The 18016-nt window shown below is 71.6% G+C and carries 17 protein-coding genes and 1 tRNA gene; 11 read left to right on the top strand and 7 right to left on the bottom strand.

The window, feature by feature from the left end; translation table 11 throughout:
• Window positions 1-1668, bottom strand: coding sequence for an arginine--tRNA ligase (argS, locus tag V6V47_RS25545; RefSeq protein ID WP_334630905.1), 1668 nt, complete (start codon window positions 1666-1668; stop codon window positions 1-3).
• A gap of 97 nt (window positions 1669-1765) precedes the next feature.
• Between argS and V6V47_RS25540 the strand changes: the two genes are divergently transcribed.
• From V6V47_RS25540 to V6V47_RS25515, 6 genes are all read left to right on the top strand, one after another.
• Window positions 1766-2569, top strand: coding sequence for a DUF3105 domain-containing protein (locus V6V47_RS25540; protein ID WP_334630904.1), 804 nt, complete (start codon window positions 1766-1768; stop codon window positions 2567-2569).
• Window positions 2570-2578: 9 nt separating this feature from the next.
• Window positions 2579-3259 (top strand): DUF305 domain-containing protein, encoded by a 681-nt coding sequence (locus V6V47_RS25535; RefSeq protein ID WP_334630903.1) that lies wholly within the window; start codon window positions 2579-2581, stop codon window positions 3257-3259.
• A gap of 481 nt (window positions 3260-3740) precedes the next feature.
• Window positions 3741-4436, top strand: coding sequence for a winged helix-turn-helix domain-containing protein (locus tag V6V47_RS25530; protein WP_334630902.1), 696 nt, complete (start codon window positions 3741-3743; stop codon window positions 4434-4436).
• A 132-nt stretch (window positions 4437-4568) separates the two neighbouring features.
• Window positions 4569-4640 (top strand) — tRNA-Arg (locus V6V47_RS25525).
• 158 nt (window positions 4641-4798) lie between these two features.
• Window positions 4799-6217, top strand: coding sequence for a glycosyltransferase (locus V6V47_RS25520; protein ID WP_334630901.1), 1419 nt, complete (start codon window positions 4799-4801; stop codon window positions 6215-6217).
• Window positions 6178-6633, top strand: coding sequence for a lysophospholipid acyltransferase family protein (locus tag V6V47_RS25515; protein WP_334630900.1), 456 nt, complete (start codon window positions 6178-6180; stop codon window positions 6631-6633). The genes V6V47_RS25520 and V6V47_RS25515 overlap by 40 nt, the downstream gene beginning before the upstream one ends.
• A gap of 12 nt (window positions 6634-6645) precedes the next feature.
• On the opposite strand, the gene ligD is transcribed toward V6V47_RS25515, so the two are convergent.
• Window positions 6646-7605, bottom strand: coding sequence for a non-homologous end-joining DNA ligase (gene ligD / locus V6V47_RS25510; RefSeq protein ID WP_442934306.1), 960 nt, complete (start codon window positions 7603-7605; stop codon window positions 6646-6648).
• A gap of 31 nt (window positions 7606-7636) precedes the next feature.
• Window positions 7637-9109 carry an MFS transporter gene (locus V6V47_RS25505; protein ID WP_334630898.1) on the bottom strand — a complete coding sequence of 491 codons (1473 nt, stop codon included), beginning with the start codon at window positions 9107-9109 and terminating at the stop codon, window positions 7637-7639.
• A gap of 77 nt (window positions 9110-9186) precedes the next feature.
• Here V6V47_RS25505 and V6V47_RS25500 point away from each other — a divergent pair, with 77 nt between their 5' ends.
• From V6V47_RS25500 to V6V47_RS25490, 3 genes are all read left to right on the top strand, one after another.
• Window positions 9187-9621: a winged helix-turn-helix transcriptional regulator gene (locus tag V6V47_RS25500; RefSeq protein ID WP_334630897.1), complete on the top strand. Its 435-nt coding sequence runs from the start codon at window positions 9187-9189 to the stop codon at window positions 9619-9621.
• A gap of 99 nt (window positions 9622-9720) precedes the next feature.
• Complete coding sequence (locus V6V47_RS25495; RefSeq protein ID WP_334630896.1) at window positions 9721-10308, top strand: TetR/AcrR family transcriptional regulator; 588 nt, start codon at window positions 9721-9723, stop codon at window positions 10306-10308.
• Window positions 10308-12527 carry an MMPL family transporter gene (locus V6V47_RS25490; RefSeq protein ID WP_334630895.1) on the top strand — a complete coding sequence of 740 codons (2220 nt, stop codon included), beginning with the start codon at window positions 10308-10310 and terminating at the stop codon, window positions 12525-12527. Before V6V47_RS25495 ends, V6V47_RS25490 begins: the two co-directional genes overlap by 1 nt.
• A 100-nt stretch (window positions 12528-12627) precedes the next feature.
• Here the strand turns inward: V6V47_RS25490 and V6V47_RS25485 are convergent, their stop codons facing one another.
• From V6V47_RS25485 to V6V47_RS25475, 3 genes are all read right to left on the bottom strand, one after another.
• Window positions 12628-13884, bottom strand: a complete 1257-nt coding sequence (locus V6V47_RS25485; RefSeq protein WP_334630894.1) for an erythromycin esterase family protein — start codon at window positions 13882-13884, stop codon at window positions 12628-12630.
• 40 nt (window positions 13885-13924) lie between these two features.
• The gene (gene erm, locus V6V47_RS25480) at window positions 13925-14722 is read right to left on the bottom strand and encodes an ErmE/ErmH/ErmO/ErmR family 23S rRNA (adenine(2058)-N(6))-methyltransferase (protein WP_334630893.1); all 798 of its coding nucleotides are present in this window, start codon (window positions 14720-14722) and stop codon (window positions 13925-13927) included.
• 409 nt (window positions 14723-15131) lie between these two features.
• A complete protein-coding gene (locus V6V47_RS25475) occupies window positions 15132-16034 on the bottom strand; it encodes a Gfo/Idh/MocA family protein (RefSeq protein ID WP_334630892.1) in 903 nt (300 codons plus the stop codon).
• A 204-nt stretch (window positions 16035-16238) separates the two neighbouring features.
• On the opposite strand from V6V47_RS25475, the gene V6V47_RS25470 reads away from it, so the two are divergent.
• Window positions 16239-16631: a hypothetical protein gene (locus V6V47_RS25470; RefSeq protein ID WP_334630891.1), complete on the top strand. Its 393-nt coding sequence runs from the start codon at window positions 16239-16241 to the stop codon at window positions 16629-16631.
• Entirely contained in the window at window positions 16624-17040 is a 417-nt protein-coding gene (locus V6V47_RS25465) for a hypothetical protein (RefSeq protein WP_334630890.1), read from the top strand. Before V6V47_RS25470 ends, V6V47_RS25465 begins: the two co-directional genes overlap by 8 nt.
• Before the next feature lie 79 nt (window positions 17041-17119).
• Here the strand turns inward: V6V47_RS25465 and fabG are convergent, their stop codons facing one another.
• Window positions 17120-17878, bottom strand: a complete 759-nt coding sequence (gene fabG / locus V6V47_RS25460; protein WP_334630889.1) for a 3-oxoacyl-ACP reductase FabG — start codon at window positions 17876-17878, stop codon at window positions 17120-17122.
• Window positions 17879-18016: the final 138 nt, after the last annotated feature.

Raw genomic sequence — 18016 nt, 5'->3', positions numbered from 1 at the left:
TCACATCCTCTCGGGAGCCGACACGCCGAGCAGGTGCAGGCCGTTGGCGATCACGGTGCGGGTGGCGTTGTTGAGCCAGAGCCGGGCGCGGTGCAGGTCGGTGACCTCCTCGTCGCCCAACGGCAGCACCCGGCAGTTGTCGTAGAACCGGTGGAACGAGGCGGCGACGCTCTCCTCCAGGTAGCGGGCCACCCGGTGCGGCTCCCGCAACTCGGCGGCGGTGGCCACCACCGCCGGGAACTCGGCCAGCGCCTTGAGCAGCTCGTTCTCCTTCTCGTGGTCGAGCAGCTCCGGGCGGAAGGCGTCGGCCTCGCCCTGGAGCAGACCCACCTCGGCGGCGTTCCGGGCCACGCCCGCCGTCCGCGCGGCCACGTACTGCACGTAGTAGACCGGGTTGTCACGGGTGGCCCGGGTCCACAGCTCGATGTCGATGTCGATCGGCGAGTCGCTGGAGTAGCGGGCCAGGGCGTACCGGGAGGCGTCCACCCCGATCGCGTCGACCAGGTCCTCCAGGGTGATCACGGTGCCGGCCCGCTTGCTCATCCGCATCGGGGCGCCGTCGCGCAGCAGACTGACCAGCTGCCCGATGAGGATCTCCAGGTTGCGCTCCGGGTCGTCGCCGAAGCAGGCGGACATCGCCTTCATCCGGCCGATGTAGCCGTGGTGGTCGGCGCCCAGCATGATCACGACCCGCTCGAAGCCGCGCTCCCGCTTGTCCAGGTAGTAGGCGCAGTCCGCGGCGAAGTACGTCCACTCGCCGTTGGACTTGCGCAGCACCCGGTCCTTGTCGTCACCGAAGTCGGTGGTGCGCAGCCAGGTGGCGCCCTCGGACTCGTACACCTGGCCCTGCTCGCGCAGCCGCGCCAGCGCGAGATCCAGCTCACCGCGGTCGTGCAGGTCCTTCTCGTTGAAGTAGGTGTCGAACTCCACCCCGAAGTCGCGCAGCGAGGAGCGGATCTCGTCGAACATCAGCGCGACGCCCTCGACCCGGAACACCTCCTGCGCGGCGGCGTCGTCCAGGGTCAGCACGTCCGGCCGCCGGGCCTGCACCTCGGCGGCGATCTCGCCGATGTACGCCCCGCCGTAGCCGTCCTCCGGCGCGGGCTGGCCGTGGGCGGCGGCGAGCAGCGAACGGGCGAACCGGTCGATCTGCGACCCGGCGTCGTTGAAGTAGTACTCCGTGCCCACCTCGGCGCCGGTGGCCCGCAGCAGCCGGCTGAGCGCGTCGCCGACGGCCGCCCACCGGACGCCGCCGATGTGCACCGGGCCGGTCGGGTTGGCCGAGACGAACTCCAGGTTGATCTTCTCGCCGGCGAGCCGGTCGCTGCGGCCGTACTCCGGACCGGCCTCGACGATCACCCGCGCGAGCTGGCCGGCGGCGGCCGCGTCGAGCCGAATGTTGAGGAAGCCCGGCCCGGCGATCTCGACCGACTTGACCCCGGGTGCCCGAGTCAGCTGGTCGGCCAGCGAGGCGGCCAGCTCCCGCGGCGGAACGCCGACCTTCTTGCTCAACTGCAGCGCGAGCGTGGAGGCGTAGTCGCCGTGCTCGGGGTTGCGCGGTCGCTCCACCACCGTGCGCTCCGGCAACGCGGCGCGGTCCAGGCCACGCTCGTCGAAGACGGCGTGGGCGGCGGTGAGGACGACCGAGGCTAGCTCTGCAGGAGTCACCGAACCATGTTATCGGGGGTAGACTCGGGCACTCGGCGGCGACCCTGCACGTCATCCGGCCCGCCACCTCCTCTGACCCACGACCTGACGAGGCACGATGAGCATCAGCACCCCGGGCGGCCCTGAGCGTCGCCCGACCGTGGTCAGCACCGGCAAGAAGCCGGCCGCAGGCAGGCCGGCGTCCGGCGCCAAGGCCGGCTCCGGCAAGCCGGCGGGCACTCCGCGGGCAGGTGGCAAGGGTCCCCGCAAGCCGATCACCCCGGTCAAGGTGAGTCAGGGCCGGGCCTGGGGCCCGATCGCGCTCTTCACCGCCGTGGGCGTTCTCGCGGTCGGCATCCTGGGGTACGGCGCCTGGGCGTCTTTCCAGGGCTCCAAGCCCTGGAAGGAGCGGGCCGGCGCCATCGACGGCATCAGCAACATTTTGAAGAACGACAAGACGAGCCTCGACTACGAGTCGCACAAGTCGGGCCCGCTGACCTACAAGTACTCGCCGCCGGTGGGCGGAGTGCACAACGCGATCTGGCAGAACTGCATGGGTGACGTCTACGACGCCCCGATCGCCAACGAGAACGCGGTGCACAGCCTGGAGCACGGCGCGGTCTGGATCACCTACAAGCCCGGCCTGCCGCAGGACCAGATCGACAAGCTCGCCAGCAAGGTGCGCGGCGTCGAGAAGATGATGATGAGCCCGTACGAGGGTCTCGACAAGCCGATCTCGCTGCAGGCGTGGGGCTTCCAGCTCAAGCTCGACAAGGCCGACGACTCGCGGATCGACGAGTTCATCAAGGACCTGCGGGTGAACGCCTCCACCGAGGGGCCGACCGCCCTGTGCAACACGGGCATCACCGCCACCGGCACCACGCCGCGTGACCTCGAGCAGCCCCAGGCACCCACCCAGTAAAGGACGGCGATGACTGCTCCCGCCACCACTGACAGCGAGCACGAGGAGGTTCCGGCCGCCCTGGATGAGGGCGGCCGGGCCCCGGCTCGGCGGTACGGCGTGCTGGCGCTCGCCGCCATGCTGGTGGTGGGCCTGCTCCTCGGGTACGCCGGCGGCCTCTTCACCCCCCGGCTCACCCGGCCCGGGGACGCCTCGGTCGAGGCGGGCTTCGCGCGGGACATGACGACGCACCACAGTCAGGCGGTGGAGATGAGCCTGACCGCCTACCGGTCAGCCACGCTCCCCGAGGTGCGGCAGATCGCCGTGGACATCGCCACCGGGCAGCAGGGTGAGATCGGCGCCATGCAGACCTGGCTGCGGGGATGGGACCTCAGCCCGACCGGCTCGCAGCCCCCGATGTCGTGGATGCCCGACGGGGCCGACGCGCTCAAGAACCGAAATGGCCTGATGCCGGGGATGGCCAGCCCACAGGAGATGGCCGCCCTGCGCAATGCCCAGGGCATCGAGGTCGACCGGCAGTTCCTGGCCCTGATGATCAACCATCACCTGGGCGGCGTGCACATGATCGACGGCGTGCTCGGCGAGACCGACAACGCCGAGGTGCTGCGGGTCGCCCGCACCATGAAGGCCACCCAGCAGACCGAGTTGAACAACCTCCGGCAGCTCCAGGCAAAAGCCGCCAAGAGCTGACCCACGGGGCGAGCACACCGGGCCCGCGTCACCGCCGCACGTAGGCGGAGACGCGGGCCCGGTCCCGTCCTGGCCTGCCCCGCACCGCCGCCACCCCCTTGATCGACACAAGATCGCCGAAGTCGGGGCATTCGACGGGCCGGGACACCGCGACATCACCGACCACGAGTCGATCAAGGGGCGACCTGCCCCGGAACGACCAAGCTGCGGCACCACGCAGCCCGGACGGCCCCGCTCGCCCTCGATCGACACGACATCGCTGACCTCGGGGCATCCGACAGCCAGGAACACCCCGACATCAGTGACCTCGAGTCGATCAGAGTGACCGGTACGAGAAACGGCCGAGCCGGGGCGCCACGGGGACAGCACGCCGGCTCGCGTACCTTGCGGGCGTTTTGGGCGATGCATCCGATTACGTTGCTTAGAGAGTTTTCTCCGCACATATCGTGACCAGTTGTGATTCGGGCTCGTTGCCCAAGACGTGGGGGTTGCACTCAGAGACGCACGACGCTCGGTCACCAGTTGGTGCCGGCGTCACACCATCGGCGGTGACGGGGCGGTGGCAGCCGTCCGTCGCGGACAGCGGCAGGGCGAGCCGGGATTGCTCAGCCGCGAACAGGAACTCGAGTTGATCGACGTGCTCCGGGGCGTCCACCCCGACGAGTTCGGCTTGGACGAGGAGCTGTGGACGCGGCAGAGCCTCACCACGCTCATCCAACGGCGCTTCGACCTCCCGCTGGACGCGGGGGCGGTCGGGGCGTACCTGCGGGCCTGGGGGTTGGGTCCCCGCGAGCCACGCGAGCGGGCCTGCGGGCTCTGCGTCAGCGCGGTCGAGCGCTGGGTCCGCGGCGAGTACCCGGCGATCACCCGAGCCGCTCAGGAGCACGCCGCGGAGGTGTACTGGATCGGGCGGGTACGACTGCGGGGCACGATGCCGGCGGCCGACGTGATCTCCGCGGTCTCGTCTCGCGGTCGGGTGCGGTTCATGATCACCACGCCGACGGTCGACCCACCGCTCCCCCGTGACTTCGTGCTGCGGCTCAGCGGCGAGGAGCAGCGCACCGTGCACCTGATCGTGGACGGCTCCTGGCCCCGCAACGAGTGGCCGCGCCGGCTCCCCCGGCGGATCGTCCTGCATCCGCTGCCCAGCTGCGGCCGGGTGATCGCCGCCGCCTGACCGCCGACACCCGAGCACCGCACCGGAGAACCGCCGCTATTCACCGACGTCGGGCAGGCGGCGACACCATCGGGGCAGCGACACCGATTCGGCGTACGCGGAGGAGGTTTGCTAGTCTTCTCCAGTCGCTGAGCCCCCGTAGCTCAGGGGATAGAGCACCGCCCTCCGGAGGCGGGGGCGCAGGTTCGAATCCTGCCGGGGGCACATCACAGAACTGCAACAGGAATGGCCCTGGCGGAGCGCCGGGGCCATTCCTTTTTTGCTCGGTGGTACGGATGGACTCCGGGCCCAGTTCCACGGCGGAGGCGGCCTCTTGGGCTAGCTGCGGGGCGTTCCTGTTCGGCCCCGCGACGAGGGCGGCAATGATCATCACGCTGGTCACCGACACGTTCAACGTCGGCAACAACGGCACCACCGTGTCGGCGATGCGTTTCGCCGACACCCTCGTCTCACGGGGGCACACGGTACGCGTGGTCGCCTGCGGCGACCCGGATGACGCGACCGCCCCGCCCCGCCCCGGCCCGGAGATGTTCTGGGTGCCGGAGCTCGTGGTGCCGGTCGCGAGCCGCCTCGCGCATCGCCAGAGCACCGTGTTCGCCAAGCCCGTCCGCGAGGTGTTGATCGCGGCGATCACCGGCGCCGACGTCGTCCACGTCTACCAACCCTGGTCGCTGGGTCGCGCCGCGGAGCGGATCGCGCGCCAGCTCGGCGTGCCGGCCGTCGCCGCATTCCACATCCAGCCTGAGAACATCACCTACAACGTCGGCCTGGGCTGGTTCCCACCGGCGGCGCACCTCGTGTACGTCCTGCTGCGCATCGGGTTCTACGGCCGCTTCGCCGACATCCACTGTCCGTCGACCTTCATTGCGGCGCAGCTACGCCACCACGGCTACCAGGCACGACTCCACGTGATCTCCAACGGTGTGGGCACCAGTTTCCGCCCCGGACCGCCCCGAGGACCGGGACCGGCCCGAGGGCCAGGACAGCCACGAGGCCCGGACGACCCGTTCCGAATACTCATGGTGGGTCGGTTCTCCCCCGAGAAGCGACAGGACGTGCTGATCCGGGCCGTTAGCAGATCACGCCACGCGGCACGCATCGAGCTGCACTTCGCGGGGCACGGCCCGCGGGAGAAGCGCCTGCGCCGGATGGCCTCGACGCTCGCGCGGCCGGCACAGTTCGGCTACCACTCGCAGGCCGAGCTCCTCGACCTCATCCGTAGCTGCGATCTCTACGTACACGCCTCCGATGTCGAGATCGAAGGGGTGTCCTGCCTGGAGGCGTTCTCCTGCGGGCTCGTACCGGTCATTTCCGACAGCCGGCGTAGCGCGACCGGTCAGTTCGCGCTCGGGCCCGGCAACCTGTTCCGGTCGGGTGACCCGTCCTCGCTCGCCGAGCGGATCGACGGCTGGATCGACGACCCGGCCGCCCTCGACGCCGCGTCGGACACCTACGCCCGCTATGCCGAGCACTACTCGGTCGATCGCAGCGTCAAGGCCATCGAGAGGGTCTACGCGCGGGTGGGCCACGCACCGGAGGCACCGGCCGGGTACGCGGGTCGGTTGTACCGGCTGCTGTCGACGGCCTTCTACTACGGGGTAGCGATCCCGCTGCTCTTCCTCTGGACGCGTCTGATCCTGGGTGTCCGCCGCGAGGGCGCGCACCGCCTCCCCCGAGTCGGCGGCGTCCTCACGGTCTGCAACCACGTGCACCCCTCGACAGCGCACTCGTCGCGCTCGCCATGTTCCCGCGCAGACTCGTCTTCACCTCGGCGCCGGTGAACCTGCAGAACCGCTGGTACGGGGGTCTGGTGCGGTTGTTGGGCGGGGTCGCGGTGCCGCGTACCCCTGCGGGGTTGCCGCTGTTCTTCGCGGAGCTGGAGCTCTTCCTCGCCAAGGGGAGGGTCGTGCATTTCTTCCCGGAGGGCGAGCTGAAGCCGTACGACACGAGCCTGCGCGACTTCAAGCGCGGCGCGTTCCACCTCGCGGCCCAGGCACGGGTGCCCGTCGTGCCGCTGTCGATCCGTTTCACCCCGCCGACCGGGGTGGGGAGGTTGTTCCGTCGCAAACCCACCATGGTCATCGGCGTCGGCGAGCCCATCGTCCCGACGATGACCGATCCCCGCAGCGACCGGCGGATCCGCATGCAGCTCGCCCGGAGCCGGATGCACGACCTGCTGGCGCAGCGGGCCTCGTGAGCGCCCGTACCCTCAGCCGGCCTCGCGGCGGGCGCGGGCCCGGCGCTTGCCCTCGTGCATGGCCTGCACCCGCGCAACCGGGATGGTCCGTCCCTCCTCCACCAGGTCGGCGGGGAGCGGCTGGGGCTCCGGCATCAGCGTGGCCCACGGGTCGGCGTCGGCCACCAACGCCGGCGCGGTCCGGATGGTGAAGTCGGCCGCAGTCACCTTGGTCAGGTCGGCCCAGTCGACCGGAAAGGAGACCGGCAGCCCGGGGCGCAGCCGCGGGCTGTACGCGGCCACCACGGTCGCACCGCCGGCCCGGGTGGCGTCGACGAAGACCCGGCCACCCCGGTCCTCCTTGATGTACGCCGTGGTGGCCAACTCCGGGTCGAGCCGCGCGGTGCGGGCGGCGACCGCCCGGGTGGCGGCGGCCAACTCCTCGGCCGTCGGGTCGTCGGCGATCGGGACGAAGACGTGCACGCCCTTGGCGCCGCTGGTCTTGACCGCCCCGGCCAGGCCTGCGTCGGCGAGCGCCTGACGGACCAGCAGCGCTGCGGCGACCGCTGCGGCGAAGCCGTCGCCCTCCGGCGGGTCCAGGTCGAGCACCAGGTGGGTCGGGCGGTGCAGGTCCGCCACGGTGGCCAGGGTCGGGTGGTATTCCACCGCCCGTTGGTTGGCGAACCAGAGCAGGGTGCGCCGGTCATTGCAGAGGGCGTACGAGATCTCCCGGTGCGACGCCTCCGCCCAGACCGGCGCCCGACGGACCCAGTCCGGGGTGTAGCGGGGCAGGTTCTTCTGCATGAACGGCGGCTGGCCGGGGCGGACCCGGATCACCGACAGCGGCCGGTCGCGCAACTGCGGCAGGATCCGGTCCCGAACGGCGTCCAGGTAGTCGACCAGGTCGCGCTTGGTCGCGTCGTCACGGTCGGACAGCGGCTGGTCCAGGTTGGTCAGGGCCACCCCGTCCCGGGTCTCGTCAGCCTCGCTCACCCGATCACCCTCCCGGCCCGGGGTCCGTCGGTCAACCGGACGCGGCGCTTCGGGACGGATCGATTCCCGCATCCACCGTGGCCCGCTCCGAGGAATCGGCGTCGGTCGGGCGTCGGGGCAGGGCGGTCAGCGCGACCAGCAGCGCGGCGATCACCAGGGCCGTGGCCACGGCGAACGAGAGCCGGTAGCCACCGGCCAACGCGGCCGTCTCGGCCCAGCCGTCGGCCCGCAGGCCGTCGGCGCGGGCGGCGGCCAGGGTGGCCAGCGCGGCCAGTCCGACCGCGCCGCCGACCTGCTGCGTGGTGTTGGCCAACCCGGAGGCGAGCCCGGCGTCCACGTCGGTCGCGCCGGCCATGGCCAGGGTGGTGACCGCCGGCAGGGTCAGACCGCCGGCCACCCCGAAGATCAGGAGCGACGGGAGTACGTCGGCGAGGTAGCCGCCGTCGGCGGGCAGCCGGGCGAGCAGCAGGAAGCCGACGGCCGCCAGACCGAGCCCGACCAGCAGTACGGTTCGGGCGCTCCAGCGGGCGATCAGCCGACCGGCGAGGCCGAGCGACACCGCCGCGATCACCACCGGGGTGGGCAGGAACGCCCAGCCGGTCTCCGCCGGGTCCAGCCCGAGCACCAGTTGCAGCTCCACGGCGAGCAGGAACTGGAAGCCGAAGAACGCGGCGACCATGAGGAGCTGGGCGGCGTTCGCCGCGACCAGGCCCGGGACGCGCAGCACCCGGGGCGGCAGCAGCGGGGTGGACGCCACCCGTTGCCGTACCGCGAACCCGCCGAGCAGCAGCGCCGCGAGCGCCGCCGCGCCGAGGGTCCGCGGGCTGGTCCAGCCATGCTCGCCGGTCCCCACGATGCCGAACACGAGGGCCATCAGGCCGGCGGTGGCGAGCAGGGCGCCGGGCAGGTCCAGGCCCGCCCGCAGGCCGATCCCCCGCTCCGTGGCGAGGCGGCGCACGGCCCCGACCAGGATGGCCACACCGATCGGCAGGTTGATCAGGAAGATCGACCGCCAGCCGGCGACCTCGGTGAGCACTCCCCCGGCCACCGTGCCGATCGAGGCGCCGGCCGCCCCGGTGAAGCTGAAGACGGCGATCGCGCGGGCCCGCTCGGCCGGTTCGGGGAAGAGCCGGACGATCATGCCGAGGCTGACCGCCATGGCCAGCGCGCCACCGACGCCCTGGCCGAAGCGCGCGCCGACCAGCAGGGCCGGCCCGGTGGCCGCCGCGCAGGCCAGGGACGCCAGGGTGAACAGCGCGATGCCGGCCAGGAAGACCCGTCGCCGGCCGAGCAGGTCACCGAGGCGTCCGGCGAGCAGCAACAACCCGCCGAACGCGACCAGGTAGGCGTTGACCACCCAGGCCAGGCCGGTGGCGGTGAAGCCCAGGTCCCGTTGCACGGCGGGCAGCGCCACCGAGACGACGCTGCCGTCCAAAATGATCATCAGGCTGCCGGCGCAGAGCACGATCAGCGCTGGCCAGCGGGACTGGGCGGGACGGTTCATCGGTACACCCTCCTTGGTGCATGGTTTGTTACCGACGTCATCGTCTGTGACCATGGGTCGGAGCGGAAGGAGGCACTGTGATGTCCCTGAGGAACAGCGATGTGTCCGCGCTGGTCAAGGCCGAGGTGACCTGCACGGCCGAGAACGTTCCGTTCACCCCGGGGCAGGCGCGGGCGTGCACCGTCCGCCAGGTGCTCGACCGGGTCGGCGGCAAGTGGAGCATCGGCATCCTGGTGGCCGCCTCGCACGGCCCGGTGCGCTTCACCGAGTTGGAGCGGCAGATCGAGGGGATCAGCCGCCGGATGCTCACGTTGACCCTGCGCAACCTGGAGCGCGACGGCCTGCTGCACCGCGTGGTCTACCCGACCGTCCCACCCAAGGTGGAGTACACCGCCACCGAGATGGCGCTGGAGCTCTACGAGTCGCTGGTGGCGCTGACCAGTTGGGCCGAACGACACCGTCGAGCCATCGCCGAGGCCCGGACCAGGTACGACCAGGAGCACGCCGGCTAAACCTCCGGCGGGTGTGGGGAACGCCACCGAATTGGTCTGACCGATCGGTCAGGGTCTGACCGATCGGTCAGGCATGCTGGTTCGCGGGGGTGATCCGCGATGTCCAGAGCTGTTCCCGACACGCACGGCGAGATCCTCGCCGCGGCGGCGCGGCGATTCGCGGTAGCCGGCTACGGGGGCACCTCGTTGCAGGACATCGCCCGCGAGGTCGGCTGCTCCAAGGCCACCGTGCTCTACCACTTCGCCAACAAGGAAGCCCTGCTCGCCGAGCTGATGGCCCCGGCCATCACGGTGCTGCAGGACCTCGACGACCAACTCACCGGGCTGACCGGCACGGCCGCCCAGAAGGCCGCCGCAGCCGGCTTCGTCGACCTCGCGGTGCGGTTCCGCAGGGAGATCGCGCTGCTCCGCGGCGAGTTCCCGGTGCTGTTGTGCCAGCCGGCCTTCGCGCACATCCAGCAGATCTCCGAACGGCTCCGCGACGCCTTCGCGGGCCACTCCGACCGGCCCGGCGCCCGGATCACCGCGCTGGTGCTGCTCGCCGGCATCTCCGAGGCGTGCGCCGAATTCGTCGACATCCCCGACGACGAGCTGCGCCCCGCCCTGCTCGCCCTCGTGTTGCGGGCTCTCGAACCCGTCGACGCGCCCCTGCCCCAACCACCCACGACCGAGGACAAGGAACTCTGATGGCCACCCTGCTCTACCGGCTCGGCCGGGGCGCGTTGCGCCGGCGACGGCTCGTCGTCGCGCTCGTACTCGTCGTACTCGTCGTCGCCGGCCTGGCCGCGGCGACCCTGCGCGGCCCGACGGCGAGCAACTTCACCATGCCCGGCACCGAGAGCCAGCGCGCGCTCGACCTGCTCGCCGAGCAGTTCCCCGCGGCCAGCGGCGCCACCGGCACGATCGCGGTCAAGGCGCCGGGCGACGGCCAACTGGCCAGCCCCGAGGGCCGGGCCGTGGTGCAGGAGCTGGTCCAGCAGGCCGCGACGCTCCCCGGCGTCGTCGGCGCGGTCGACCCGTTCCAGGTTGGCGCGGTCTCGCCCAACGGCCGGTACGCGCTGGTCCAGGTCCAGTTCGCCACCGGCGGGGACGAGGTGACCGACGCCCAACGCACCGCGTACGAGGAGGTCGGCGCGTCGGTCAAGGCAAAGGGTTGGCAGGTCGCCCCGGGCGGCGAGGTGCTCGGCGGAGAGCCGGAGATCGGCTCCACCGAGGGCCTCGGCGTGCTCGTCGCCGCGATCGTCCTGATCATCACCTTCGGCTCGCTGGTAGCGGCCGGGATGACCATGCTCAACGCGCTGATCGGCGTGGGCGTCGGCATGGCCGGCCTGTTCGCGTTGAGTGGCGTCGTCGAGTTGACCAGCACTGCGCCGATCCTCGCGCTGATGCTCGGCCTCGCGGTCGGCATCGACTACTCGCTGTTCATCACCTCCCGGCACCGACAGAACCTGCTCGACGGCCTGTCTCCGGAGGAGGCGGTCGGCCGTGCCGTGGGTACCGCCGGCTCCGCCGTGGTCTTCGCGGGCGCCACCGTGGTGATCGCGCTGGCCGGCCTGGCCGTGGTCAACATCCCGTTCCTCACCGTGATGGGTCTCGCCGCCGCCGGCACGGTCACCGTCGCGGTGCTCGTCGCGATCACCCTCCAGCCGGCGCTGCTCGGCTTCGCCGGCCGCCGGGTGCTCCCCCGTCGGCTGCGCTCGGTCGTCGCCGAGCCGGCCGACGATCCGGACGCCGCTGCCGCCGAGCGGCCGGAGGCCGACAGCACTCCGGCCGAGGACCGGACCGGCTTCGGCTTCCGCTGGGCGCGGCTGGTCACCCGCTTCCGGGTACCGGTCATCCTGGTCGGCCTGCTCGGCCTCGGGCTGCTCGCGCTGCCCACGCCGGACATGCGCCTGGCACTGCCGGACGCCTCGACGGCGGCCGTCGGCTCGCCCGCCCGGGTGTCGAGCGACCTGATCACCGAGGGCTTCGGGCCGGGCTTCACCGGCCGGCTCGCGGTGGTGGTCGCCGGTGACTCACCGCAGGCCACCTCGGCCGCCGTACCCCAGGTCACCGCGCTGCTCCAGCGCACCCACAACGTGCTCGCGGTGGCGCCGGCGCAGCTCAGCCCGGACGGTCGGACGGCGCTGCTCGGCGTGGTGCCGAAGACCGGCCCGACCGACGCGGCCACCGAGACCCTGGTGCACGACATCCGGGACGCGGTGGGCGGGATCCAGGACGCGGACGTGCTGCTCACCGGTGTCACGGCGATCGGCATCGACGTCTCGGAGAAGCTCTCCGACGCGCTGCCGGTCTACCTGCTGCTGGTGGTCGGGCTCTCGGTGCTGCTGCTGATGCTGGTGTTCCGTTCGCTGCTGGTGCCGGTCAAGGCGGCGCTGGGCTTCCTGCTCACCGTGGCCGCCACGTTCGGCATCACGGTGGCGGTCTTCCAGCAGGGCCACCTCGCCGACCTGGTCGGCCTGGACACGCCGAGCCCGCTGATCAGCTTCCTGCCGATCCTGCTCATCGGCATCCTGTTCGGGCTCGCGATGGACTACGAGGTGTTCCTGGTGTCCCGCATGCGGGAGGACTTCGTGCACGGCGGGACCGCGCGGGAGGCCACCATCAGCGGGATGGGCCACGGCGCACGGGTGGTCACCGCCGCCGCGCTGATCATGATCTCGGTCTTCGGGGGCTTCGTCTTCCTGGAGGATCCGGTGATCAAGTCGATGGGCTTCGCGCTCGCCGTGGGCGTGGCCATCGACGCCTTCGTGGTCCGGATGACCATCGTCCCCGCGGTGATGTCCCTCCTCGGCGATCGCGCCTGGTGGCTCCCGCGCTGGCTGAACCGCGCCCTGCCGAACGTCGACATCGAGGGCGAGGGCCTCCGCGCCGAGTTGGCGGACCGCACGCCGACCCGAGTCTGACCCCGGTCGATCCCGTCGATCATGGAGTGGTGGTACCGGACGAAGGCCTCGGAACGGGGCACGACGGGCACCACCACTCCATGATCGCGGCGATCCACAGTCAGACGCCCGCCGGGTACGTCTCCATCTCGCCGGAGATCGCCGGGACCGGCAGGGGGTGCAGGGCGCTCGTCTCGTCACACCAGATGAGGGCGTCGTAACGGTCGCCGAGCCGAGTGGGCACGTAGTTGCCCCACGACTCGAAGGACGGGTCGTAGACCACCCCGATAGCCCGGTGGTCGGCGGTGTCGGTGACCCAGCTCGGCTGGTCGTCCCCGCCGAAGACCAGCACCGCCCGCTCCGGCATCAGCTCGTGCAGCCGCCGCTCGACCGATCCCTCCCGCGCCGGCGGCACCACCATCGGCTCGGCCGGTGAGCCCCACCGGGGTGCGGCGATCACCGTGCCCCGGTAACTGCCGAAGCCGATCAGGGCGACGCCGTCCTCGCCGTACCGCTCCCGGGCCAACTGACCAATGTTGATCATCCCGTCCGCGGCCATGTCGGTGGCTCGGGCGTCCCCGATGTGCGTGTTGTGCGCCCAGACGATCCCTTTCGCGTCCGGGCCGTACCGGTCCAGCAGGCGGTCGAGGGTGTCCTGCATGTGGGTGTCCCGAATGTTCCACGAATCCGGGCCGCCGGCCACCATTGCCCGGTAGTAGCGCTCCGCGCCGGCCACCACCTCGGCGTTCTGCCAGGCCGAGAAGCGGTCCGGGCCGTCAGCGAGGGCCTGTTCCCGGGTCCGGGCCAGCAGCCGGACCACCTCCTCCTCGCAGCGGGCGGAGACGAAGCGGCTGGCCGCGCCGTACTCCTCGACCCGCTTGCCGTACGGCTCGAAGCACCGGTACGCGTCCTGCGCCGCCTCCATCGAGGTCGGATCCTCCTCACCCAGGTAGTCGAAGATCGCCTGCATCGACTCCCAGAGGCTGTACACGTCGAGCCCGTGGAAACCGGCCCGCCGATCCTCCGGCCGCTCCAGGTTCCAGGCCCGCAGCCACCGGCAGAACCGAGCCACCTCGGCGTTGGCCCACATCCAGGTCGGCCAACGCTCGAACCGTTCGAGCGCGGTCTGCGGCTCGGGTGCCCCGCCGGTCGCGGCGGTGACCGAGCGGTGCACCCGGTCGCAGTCCGGCCAGTCACCCTCCACCGCCACGAACGAGAAGCCGCACTCCGCGATCAGCCGGCGGGTGAGCTGCTCACGCAGCCGGTAGTAGTCGTAGCTGCCGTGGGTGGATTCGCCGATCATCACCACCCGGGCGTCCCGAACGCGCTCCAGCAATGGATCAAAGTCGCTCGGCGCGCCGAGCCGCTGAACCAGCATGCGAACGGCTACCCGGCGACCGCTTCGACAAACCGGCGGGTCAGCGGGCATACAACAGCCGGAACAGCACCAACCACTGCTCCGGCCAGACGTACCCGACGGGGGTGTCCGCCGCGATCCGGGTGGCGCGCAGCGCCGCCGCAACCCGGGCCGGCGGGTGGTGCCGGCGCAGGGTCGCGGCGAGGGACCCGCCGACGCCCTCAAAACCCAGAGCCACCAATCGACGGTACGCGGGCAGAGCGGCCGGGGGCAGCAACGGCTCCGCCCGCCGCTCGATCCGCAGGATCCCCGCGTCCACGGCCGGCACCGGGCGGAACGCGGCACGTGGCACCCGCCCCGCCAACCGCCAACCGATCTCCGGCCAGGTCGACACGGTGAGCCGGGTCCAGCGGCCGTAGTCGCCGCTGCGGCGACGGGCGTACTCCAGTTGGGTGAGCAGGGTGGCCGAGCGCAACCGGGGCGCGGCCAGGCACCAGCGCACCACGGCCGAGGTCAGCGACCACGGGATGTTGCCGACCACCGCGAACGGCTCCGGTGGCGGCTCGGCGGCCAGGAAGTCAGCCTGTCGATGCTCGACATTGGACAGGGCCGCGCAGACGGCGGCCAACTCCCGGCCGGCGGCCGGGTCCACCTCGTACGCCGTCAGTCGCCCGCAGCGTGCGGCGAGCGGCCGGGTCAGCTGACCGCGACCGGCGCCGACCTCCAGCAGGAGCCCTTCGGGATCGGGGTCGGCGGCGCGAACCAGCCGCGCGATGGCGGCCTTGTCGGTCAGGAAGTTCTGGCTGAGTACGCGACGGGACCGGTCGCGCTCGGTTGCTCGGGTATGGCGGGGCGCCACGTGTCGTCGTCCTGTCTGTCGCCGTTCGGCGACGGGGCGAACAGGCAGCCCGAAGCGGGGCCTGTCCGAGTGGATCGGGACTCGGACGGCCCTGGGTGTGGCGCGGGAGGGCGCCTGCGGTCAGTCGCGGGTCGCGTCCCGGCCAACCAGGGCCGGACGCCGGACTCGCGGACGGGACACCAGCAGTGGGCCCCGGGCGGCCGGCGTGCCGACCACCTCGATCAGGGCATGCGTGAACATGTCGGTCACCGTATCCACCCCCCACCCAACCCCACCACTGAATTCCCCCGCTCCCGCTCCCCCTCCCCCTGCCCCGGCGCCCCTGCCCCGGTGATCAAGAGGTTTGCGTCACGAGACGCCCGGTCGGCGACGCAAACCTCTTGATCAACAAAGAGCGGGGGTCAGGGGGTCAGGCGGGGATCGTCACCGTGCGGGACTCGGCGCGGGCGATTTCCGCGGCGGCGAGGATGCCGACGACCTCGCGGCCGAACCGGACGTCGCAGCGGTGGTCCCGAGTGCCCGCCTGCACCTGCTCGATGAGCTGGTCGATCGCCACGCCGAACGCCGTGGCGGCGTCGTTCTCGCCGTGCGGGACGTTCTCGACGCCGTTCTCGCCGTAGAACACGAACTCCCGGGCCATCGCCTCGGTCGGGGCGTCCAGGCTGAGCGACGCGCTGCTGGTGGCACCACCCTCGTGGGTGAGCAGCAGGTGCACCATCCCGGTCGGGCCGTCCATGGCGGCCACCTGGGTCACCCGGCCGAGCACCGGCAGGATGATCGAGAGCGCGTGCGGGGCGATGTCCCAGAGTGGGCCGTGCTCGCGGCGCCACAGCGAGCCGCCGTACGGGCTGCCGTCGTGGAAGATCGAGTTGAACGCGGTGGTCCGGCCGTGCTGCCAGCCCCCGGCCGCGGCGGTCGAGGCGAGGAACGCGGTCACGTTCGGCTGGAACCGCTGGGTGAAGAACACGACGGAGGCGACACCGGACTCCGTGGCGGCGGCGACCACCCGGTCGGCGTCGTCGATGCTGAGCGCCAGCGGCTTGTCCAGCAGCAGGTGCCGGCCGGCGGAGGCCGCCCGGACGGCGATGTCGGCCTGGATGTCCGGCGGCAGCGCGACGGCGACCGCCTCGCACACGTCGAGCAGCGCGTCTACCTCGGCGAACGCCGGCACCCCGTACCGCTCGGCGAGCGCGGCGGCCCGCTCGGGGTTGCGTCCCCACACCCCGACCAGTTCCGCGTCCGGGTGTGCGTGCAGCGCCTTCCCGTGCGTCTCGATCGCCCAGTGACCGGTGCCGAACAGGCCAAACCGCACGTGTACCTCCGTCGTTTTCCCCCGCCGCGGCGACGCCACGGACCTGATCCACGCTAGTCGCCCCACCAGCCGTGCCGGCGGCGGGGCAACCAACCCGAGCTGGGGATTCCCGGCGTGGCGGGGGTACGGCGAGGCAGCATGGCCCGGTTACTACGAGGGTTAGTAGGCTGTGCCGGTGACCGAGGCAACGACCGGGTGGGTCCGGTGACCAGCGTGGGCGCCAACTCACCGGTGGACGGGATCATCGCGACGGTCTCCATCGTGCTGTCACTGCTCGTCGCGGTGTGGGCGCTGGTGGCGGCGCTACGCCACCGACCGCCGGACCGGGTGCAGTTCGTCGGCCTGGCCGCCCTGGAGTTGGCCCTGCTCGTGCTGACCGTCCTGGCGCTGGTCGCGATCGGCGGCGGGGACCGGCCGGGCGAGCCCGGCGCGTTCTACGGCTACCTGGTCACGCTGATCTGCCTGCCGCCGCTGGCCTGGGTGCTGGCCCGCATGGAGCCGACCCGCTGGGGCTCGGCGATCATCTGCGCGGTCTGCCTGGTGGCCCCGGTGGTGGTCATCCGGTTGCAGCAGACCTGGGAGGTGCTCGGTGGTTGAGACACGACCGGCTCGACGCGCCACGAACGCCGGGCCGGGTCGACTGCTGATCGCGGTCTACCTGCTCTTCGCCATCGCGGCGACCAGCCGGGCGGGCCTGCAGATCGCCACGAAGTTCGACGAGGCGCCGGTGGCGTACCTGCTCTCCGCGGTGGCCGCGCTCATCTACATCGTGGCGGCGGTGGGGCTGGCCCGCGCCGGGCACACCGGCCGACGGGTCGCGCTGATCTGCTGCTCGGTGGAGCTGGTCGGCGTGGTCGCGGTCGGCATCCTGAGCCTGGCTGACAAGGCGCTCTTCCCCGACGAGACGGTCTGGTCGCAGTTCGGCAGCGGCTACGGCTACATCCCGCTGGTGCTGCCGGTGCTCGGCCTGTTCTGGCTCTGGCGCACCCGCCGCGACCGCGCCTGAACACCGCTCCCGCTGGACCGGCCCGGCGCACGACGAGGGCACTCCTTGCTGGACGGAGCGCCCTCGTCGGGAGCGGGGATCAGGCCCGGGGTCCGCCGGCGACGTAGATGACCTGGCCGGAGACGAACGACGCTCCCTCACTGACCAGGAACGAGATGGTGTGCGCGACGTCCTCCGGTCGGCCCGGACGACGCACGGGGATCTCGGCGGCGGCGTGCTTCTGGAAGTCGTCGAAGTCGACCTTCATCCGCGCGGCGGTGGCCGCGGTCATGTCGGTGACGATGAAGCCCGGCGCGACCGCGTTCGCGGTCACCCCGAACGGCCCCAGCTCGATGGCGAGGGTCTTGGTGAAGCCCTGGAGGCCGGCCTTGGCGGCGGCGTAGTTCGCCTGGCCCCGGTTACCCAGCGCGGAGGTGCTGGAGAGGTTGACGATCCGCCCCCACTTGCGCTCCACCATGTGCTTCTGAGCGGCCTGACTGAACAGGAACGCGCCGCGCAGATGCACGCCCATCACGGTGTCCCAGTCGGTGTTGCTCATCTTGAACAGCAGGTTGTCGCGGAGCACGCCGGCGTTGTTCACCAGCACGGTGGGCGCACCCAGGTCCGCGGCGACCCGCTCCACGGCCGCCTCGACCTGGGCCCGGTCGGAGACGTCGGCGCCGACGCCGATCGCCCGACCACCGGCGCCCGCGATGGCGTCCACCGTCTCCTTGGTTGCCGCCTCGTCGATGTCGACGACGGCGACGGCCATCCCGTCGGCGGCCAGCCGGCGGGCGGTGGCGGCACCGATACCGCGTGCGGCTCCGGTGACGATGGCGACGCGGGGCTCATCCGACATGATTACCTCCCGGTAACTTGGACTCGATCGAAGGAGCCTAACTCCTCACCCACAATGGATCTATACGAGATGATCTTCCGGGCGTAGCGTCGCGTTCGCTGTCACCCCCGCCAGCGAACAGAAGACGAGACAAGGAAC

Source organism: Micromonospora sp. CPCC 205539, from assembly GCF_036906815.1.
Lineage (GTDB): Bacteria > Actinomycetota > Actinomycetes > Mycobacteriales > Micromonosporaceae > Micromonospora.
Note: the sequence above shows the minus strand (reverse complement) of the source record. Positions and strands in the feature narration are given on the sequence as shown.

Bases quoted from the DNA above. Each gene is read 5' to 3' on its own strand.
- V6V47_RS25490 (WP_334630895.1), top strand. From the start codon at position 10,308: ATGGCCACCCTGCTCTACCGGCTCGGCCGGGGCGCGTTGCGCCGGCGA.
- V6V47_RS25495 (WP_334630896.1), top strand. From the start codon at position 9,721: ATGTCCAGAGCTGTTCCCGACACGCACGGCGAGATCCTCGCCGCGGCG.
- fabG (WP_334630889.1), bottom strand. From the start codon at position 17,878: ATGTCGGATGAGCCCCGCGTCGCCATCGTCACCGGAGCCGCACGCGGT.
- V6V47_RS25505 (WP_334630898.1), bottom strand. From the start codon at position 9,109: ATGAACCGTCCCGCCCAGTCCCGCTGGCCAGCGCTGATCGTGCTCTGC.
- V6V47_RS25540 (WP_334630904.1), top strand. From the start codon at position 1,766: ATGAGCATCAGCACCCCGGGCGGCCCTGAGCGTCGCCCGACCGTGGTC.
- V6V47_RS25485 (WP_334630894.1), bottom strand. From the start codon at position 13,884: ATGCTGGTTCAGCGGCTCGGCGCGCCGAGCGACTTTGATCCATTGCTG.
- V6V47_RS25520 (WP_334630901.1), top strand. From the start codon at position 4,799: ATGATCATCACGCTGGTCACCGACACGTTCAACGTCGGCAACAACGGC.
- V6V47_RS25535 (WP_334630903.1), top strand. From the start codon at position 2,579: ATGACTGCTCCCGCCACCACTGACAGCGAGCACGAGGAGGTTCCGGCC.
- V6V47_RS25515 (WP_334630900.1), top strand. From the start codon at position 6,178: ATGTTCCCGCGCAGACTCGTCTTCACCTCGGCGCCGGTGAACCTGCAG.